This window comes from Pradoshia sp. (assembly GCF_051873915.1).
GTDB lineage: Bacteria > Bacillota > Bacilli > Bacillales > Pradoshiaceae > Pradoshia.
Window position 1 is genome coordinate 1 of sequence record NZ_JBJEFJ010000175.1, and the last position, 6,098, is coordinate 6,098.

Genomic DNA, 6,098 nt, shown 5'->3' on the forward strand with positions numbered 1-6,098 from the left:
GATTTTAGAGGATATTGTCTTCAAAAGGAACTATAAATGACGCCATTTTGATATTGAGAGCCTTTTCGAGAGAAAAATCTACGCAGGACACCTAAATAACACAGTCTGTTTACGAGAAGATTCATTCGAGATGATGCCTATAACTTTTCTCCCTCCCCAAATGGGCTTACATTTTTCCAGTGTATGGTTCTAGATGCGAAAATTAGTTTAGAAACTTACCATTTTGTAAGTGTGTTAGGGGGAGGAATGGTTTACAATAGTATGGATGTTTATTAGGCGTATCGATCTAGTTTTCTGAAGGATTGATTGATATTACCAAACATTTTTACTTATATTTATAGGGATTAAGGACTTTTTTGCAGAAATTAGTCGATTAATTGCAGAAAAAGAGGAAGACAGGAAATAAATATGTTACACTGTTATCGTATATCTCTGGGTATAGAAGGGAAATGATCATGAGTAGTTTTGGATTTCAAGCTTTAATCAGTATCATCAGTCATTTATTTTTTATAGGGGTGACATGGTGGGCGCTGCAAGCGATCCATTTCGATAAGCTGCTTCGGGCTGGCCGGGTTGTACAGGCAAGAGTGCTGTATATTTTGCTGACAATCGCGATTGGGTCGACAGTGAGCGGATTTTTCCTGACGTATTTGGGATATTCACGGCAATTACCGCTTTTGTTTGAGTAATGTCAGATGATGACGAACGGACTTATGTATTTACATACCTCTCTTTGGGGCAAACTAGCTCTATGGGGAGAGTGAGGTACATGCTTAAAAAGGTCGTATTACCTGTAATTGTTGGTTTGATGCTTTTATATGTAGGGAATAAAACGACAGAAGCTTTGGCAACGAGTGATTTAGAAAAAATCGTTGATCGAGTTTTCGAGATAAATCCAGACGCTGATGTTTTGGGCTGGAGTATCTTAGCGCGCTCAAGTACAAAGGGAAGTCTGTCAGTTGTGACATCCGAGGTTAAAGAACGGTTTACTGACTATGTGTGGACAGAGGAGAATACTTCTGATTACCAGGCATGGACAGGCAGTCGTGTCGATGAGGAATTGGGTGTACGTTCTACTATTAAGGTAATGTCTGATGAACGTAATGAAATTGCGATTTTGTACTCTATTCAGGGTGAGAAATGGTCAGACGGACATGCAGCTTATATCCGTAAGCAAATGAAAACCGGGAAGAAAGGTTTATTTAAAAATGAACCTGATTATTTCGCTTGTCTAAAGGTGAGAACCGGTGATACTATGGATAAGGTTGTTTATAAAAACTGGATGAAATTATTTGATGCAACGTCAGTGGAAAGTGCTGTAGAGAGCGATTTCATATCAATTTCTGCTAACAGCAAACAATTTGAAAATACGCTGCCAAATGGGGTTAACCTTCAGCTTGCATTCCGCGAAACACAGGAGGAGGAAGGAACAACCGTTACCATTGGCACACCGATAATAGCATTTGAATACTAATATAGAGATATTGAACGCGGAGGGGAATAAATTTGGAAAAGATCATTGTCCGCGGCGGAAACAGGTTGGAAGGTACAGTTCGAGTAGAGGGTGCTAAAAACGCCGTTTTACCTGTATTAGCTGCAACATTATTAGCAAGTGAAGGAAAAAGCGTTCTTAAAGACGTTCCGGAACTATCCGATGTATATACGATTAACGAAGTAATCCGTAACTTAAATACAGAAGTAACTTTCAGTAACAATACGGTAACCGTTGATGCTTCTAAGCCGTTATTTGATGAGGCGCCATTTGAATATGTTCGCAAAATGCGTGCTTCTGTCCTCGTGATGGGTTCCCTTTTAGCGCGTAACGGGAAAGCTCGCGTAGCACTTCCTGGCGGCTGTGCGATTGGGTCCCGCCCGATTGACCAGCATTTAAAAGGATTCGAGGCAATGGGTGCAAAAGTCAGAGTCGGCAATGGTTTCATTGAAGCAGAGGTTGATGGTCGTCTTAAAGGTGCGAAGATTTATTTGGACTTCCCAAGTGTGGGTGCAACAGAAAACATTATGATGGCAGCTGCTCTAGCCGATGGTCTAACGATTCTTGAGAACTGCGCAAAAGAGCCTGAAATTGTTGATTTGGCGAACTACTTGAACAAAATGGGCGCTAAAGTGAAAGGTGCTGGCACAGCAACGATTCGCATTGAAGGTGTAGACAAACTTTACGGCACAGAACATCACATTATCCCAGACCGTATCGAAGCAGGAACATTCATGGTTGCTGCGGCAATTACAGGAGGAAATGTCCTAGTACAAGGAGCCGTTTTAGAACATTTATCATCCCTTGTTGCCAAAATGGAAGAGATGGGTATTATCGTTCAGGAAGAGAAAGATGGTCTTCGTGTAATTGGTCCAGATATCATGAAAGCTGTGGATATCAAGACAATGCCACACCCAGGTTTCCCAACAGATATGCAATCACAGATGATGGCCCTATTGCTTCGTGCAAAAGGCACAAGCATGATCACAGAGACGGTCTTCGAAAACCGCTTCATGCATGTGGAGGAATTCCGCCGCATGAACGCTGACATCAAGATTGATGGGCGCTCTGTTATCATTTCCGGTGATGCGAACCTGCAAGGAGCAGAAGTTTCTGCAACGGATTTACGTGCAGCTGCAGCCTTGATCCTATCTGGATTAGTGGCTGATGGCGTTACCCGCGTAACTGAGCTTAAGCATCTTGACCGCGGATACGTAAACTTCCACGGAAAATTGGCATCCTTAGGTGCAGACATCGAACGCATTAATGAAACAAAGGAACAAACCGAAATTATCGCTGAAAATGCCTAATTTTATTCATAGCAATGTATCGAAAGCCAGGCTCATGGTCTGGCTTTTTTGTATTGCGTACTCCATTCTCTGAAAAGGATATCCTAAATAGACATATCAACAGTTTATGCACAATTATCCACAGACTAACTCACAAACTTTCAACAAGTTATGCACATAATAGGCTTAGTTATGCACAGGATTATCCACATATTCAATGGTAAAAATGACACTTCAGAAAAATAAACATGATTACACTAAGTTTGAGAGTGAAATTTTTGTAGGAATTCGTCTAAAAGTATTTTTCCACGATTTATCCACAAAGTTATACACAGCATGTTGATAATGGGGATAATTGTTTGAAAATAATGAAAGTTTGATAGAATGTTAGGAAGGAGGTGAATCAGAATGAAGAATCTAGACAGCAGTCTGCTCATCAAGATCATCCTGTTGCTGGTTATTGCCATCATCATCTTCAAATTAGTGAATGTCCTATTAAACCTCATTCTTGCCGCAGCTTTCGTCTTCATACTCATAGCTTCTATTCGAGAATACCAAAAACGAAAGGGCTAACCTGTACATATTTCCCGCTGTCAGTTCATACATATGAAGAGTATTGGATAACTGAATAGAGGGGAGAAAGCCATATATGAAGCATTGGAAGCCAGTCCTTGTCACACTAAGCGTCATTGCCGTTGTTGTTATTCTTATACCAGCTCTCCTGGTGGCACCTTTCTCAGATAAGAAGGAAACCGCCGCACAACCAGCATCAACACCGAAGGAAAAGCCAAAGGAGGATGATCCCATGGCAAGTATTAATGTATTCCGTAATAAAACCAATACGGTCGAAACCGTCAATCTAGAGGATTACGTCGTCGGGGTCGTCGCTGCTGAAATGCCGGCAAGCTTCGAGATGGAGGCGCTGAAAGCACAGGCATTGACGGCCAGGACGTTTGTGACAAAGACCTTAACGGCCCAAAAGAAAAAGGATCTCCCATCAAATGCTGACATCACCGATACGGTCAATGACCAAGTATACTTAAGTGATGAGGAGCTGCGGGCACAGTGGGGCAATCAATATGAGGAAAAGCGAAAAAGGATTGAAGAGGCTGTCCAAGCGACGAGAGGGCAGATTCTGACGTATAAGGATGAATTAATCACACCATCCTTCTTCTCCACGAGCAACGGCTACACGGAAAATTCAGAGGACTATTGGCAGAATCCGCTCCCATACCTGCGCAGTGTCGAAAGTCCATGGGATAAAGATTCACCCAAATATCTTCAAGAAACAAAGATGGCCTTGAATGAATTTGAGCGCATGCTCGGCATCCAGGTCGGCAGCAAGACCGACATCGGCCAGATTATCTCCCGCACCGAAGGAAAGCGCATCGCCCAAATCAAAATCGGCGGCAAGACACTCACCGGCAAAGAGGTTCGTGAAAAGCTCAACCTCAAATCGAGCGACTTCACCTGGTACCGAAAAGGAAATGATATCGTCATCACAACAAAGGGCTACGGCCATGGCGTCGGTATGAGCCAATACGGAGCGAACGGTATGGCAAAGGAAGGAAAGACCTACAAGGACATCCTCGCGCACTACTATAAGGATATCAGCATCAAGGAGGCAACTGCTTACCTGCCCACCTATACTACTGCGAAGAAATAAAGGACTGCTGCGGCAGTCTTTTTTTTGCATACTTTTAATAGAAAATGCATAAACTAAAAAATTTTTCCTGTCTCATGTATATATTTTCTGAAAAGTGTTCAGAATGATGCCAGAGGTGATGAAAATGAGAGAGGAAGAAAAGAAGCGATCTTCTCAATCGTCAAAATGGAAAGGTATCACAAAGAAACGTTGGTTCTTACCAGCAATCTATATTACAAGTGCAGCCGTCCTTTTGACAGGAGTTTTAGTGTATCAAGCAAGTGATGATGAATTCACAAAAGAGCCATCTGAAACAAGACAGAACATAACAAGCGAAGGAACAGAGCCATCCATTGAAGTAAATAATTCACTTGAAACATTTACAATCCCAATGGCGGAAGCTGATTCAGCTGTCATCAAGAAGGAATTCTATGATGTCAACGGTGATACAAAACAGCAAGAGGCATCACTCGTTTTCTATAATAATACGTATCAGCCAAATACAGGCATTGACTACGCCATGAAAGATGGCAAAGAATTCGAAGTCATCGCATCCATGAGCGGTAAGGTAACATCTGTTCAAGAAGACGCATTGCTTGGAAACAGCATCGTCATTGAACACGAAAAAGGCATGGAAACTCATTACTCTTCCGTAACTGATATTGAAGTCAAGGAAGGCGAAACAGTCAAACAAGGCGAAGCAATCGCGAAAAGTTCCACAAGCGGAATCAATGCTGAAGCCGGCAACCATGTCCACTTTGAAATCAGGAAAGACCAAACAGCCGTCAATCCATTAGACTATCTCGACAAACCGTTAAGTTCATTAAAAGCTGACCAATCAAAAGCAGAAGAAAAAGCAGCTGATCAAAAAGATGAAAAAACTACAACTGAAGATAGCGACAGTACAGAAACTGGAGAAGAAACCGGTAACTAATGGTCATCACACCCTTGGGCGATAATTCGCCCAGGGGTGTTTTTATTCGACGGATATCCATCTATTTCTCGGGAAATATCCTCATTTTTATTTCCAAAAGTAGGCGAATGCCAGCGATATTTGTAATGGCCAGGCATATGATTTAATAGGCAGACCAGGGAAAAAAGAAGGTGTTATCTTGTCCTTATTGTGGATTTTGTGCATAAACATGGAACCAAGCTAATAAACTGTTACAAACCTGAATTAGCGAGAGAGGGCTCTAGAGGTGGGAATCGTCATATTCTATCAGCGATCTAAGAAAAGTTAACACTCTTTCTATATAAGCATTCATTTTTATTTATAAGCCGCGAGTCTCTATCTTGTACTCCTCTTATTACAAATAGGGAGGGCGAGTGAATTGCACGATTACATCAAAGAAAGAACTATCAAGATTGGGAAGTATATCGTGGAAACGAGAAAAACTGTTCGCGTGATTGCGAAGGAGTTTGGTGTATCCAAAAGTACTGTCCATAAGGATTTGACGGAGCGTCTGCCGGATATTAATGCGGAGTTGGCCAATGAGGTGAAGGAGATTCTTGATTATCATAAGTCGATCAGGCATCTTCGAGGGGGAGAGGCGACGAAGCAGAAGTATCGGAAGGCAGAGGAGGAGCCGGTTCAATGAGACTGGCTGTGCAGATGATGTGTTGAAGGGCCGGTTTGTCGGCCTTTTTATTATGGGGAGATTTATGTTCGAAC

7 protein-coding genes are annotated in these 6,098 nt (G+C 42.2%); all 7 read left to right on the top strand.

Going from position 1 to position 6,098, the window contains the following annotated elements; all coding sequences use genetic code 11:
• Positions 1–455 precede the first annotated feature (455 nt).
• Positions 456–689, top strand: coding sequence for a DUF1146 family protein (locus ACI35L_RS15160; RefSeq protein ID WP_197089885.1), 234 nt, complete (start codon positions 456–458; stop codon positions 687–689).
• Between the two features lie 80 nt (positions 690–769).
• Positions 770–1,474 carry a YwmB family TATA-box binding protein gene (locus ACI35L_RS15165; RefSeq protein WP_439803228.1) on the top strand — a complete coding sequence of 235 codons (705 nt, stop codon included), beginning with the start codon at positions 770–772 and terminating at the stop codon, positions 1,472–1,474.
• A gap of 32 nt (positions 1,475–1,506) precedes the next feature.
• The gene (gene murA, locus ACI35L_RS15170) at positions 1,507–2,802 is read left to right on the top strand and encodes a UDP-N-acetylglucosamine 1-carboxyvinyltransferase (protein WP_049669332.1); all 1,296 of its coding nucleotides are present in this window, start codon (positions 1,507–1,509) and stop codon (positions 2,800–2,802) included.
• A gap of 387 nt (positions 2,803–3,189) precedes the next feature.
• Entirely contained in the window at positions 3,190–3,354 is a 165-nt protein-coding gene (locus ACI35L_RS15175; RefSeq protein ID WP_439803229.1) for a hypothetical protein, read from the top strand.
• A gap of 76 nt (positions 3,355–3,430) precedes the next feature.
• A complete protein-coding gene (gene spoIID, locus ACI35L_RS15180) occupies positions 3,431–4,447 on the top strand; it encodes a stage II sporulation protein D (RefSeq protein ID WP_049669333.1) in 1,017 nt (338 codons plus the stop codon).
• Between the two features lie 124 nt (positions 4,448–4,571).
• Positions 4,572–5,360, top strand: coding sequence for a M23 family metallopeptidase (locus ACI35L_RS15185; RefSeq protein ID WP_049672709.1), 789 nt, complete (start codon positions 4,572–4,574; stop codon positions 5,358–5,360).
• A 397-nt stretch (positions 5,361–5,757) separates the two neighbouring features.
• On the top strand, positions 5,758–6,024 hold the full coding sequence (spoIIID, locus tag ACI35L_RS15190) for a sporulation transcriptional regulator SpoIIID (RefSeq protein ID WP_049669334.1): 267 nt from the start codon (positions 5,758–5,760) through the stop codon (positions 6,022–6,024).
• The last annotated feature ends 74 nt before the right edge of the window (positions 6,025–6,098 follow it).

What these genes read in the sequence shown, in the direction of transcription:
- ACI35L_RS15165 (WP_439803228.1), top strand. Translation starts at nt 770, where the DNA reads ATGCTTAAAAAGGTCGTATTACCTGTAATTGTTGGTTTGATGCTTTTA.
- ACI35L_RS15160 (WP_197089885.1), top strand. Translation starts at nt 456, where the DNA reads ATGAGTAGTTTTGGATTTCAAGCTTTAATCAGTATCATCAGTCATTTA.
- spoIID (WP_049669333.1), top strand. Translation starts at nt 3,431, where the DNA reads ATGAAGCATTGGAAGCCAGTCCTTGTCACACTAAGCGTCATTGCCGTT.
- ACI35L_RS15185 (WP_049672709.1), top strand. Translation starts at nt 4,572, where the DNA reads ATGAGAGAGGAAGAAAAGAAGCGATCTTCTCAATCGTCAAAATGGAAA.
- ACI35L_RS15175 (WP_439803229.1), top strand. Translation starts at nt 3,190, where the DNA reads ATGAAGAATCTAGACAGCAGTCTGCTCATCAAGATCATCCTGTTGCTG.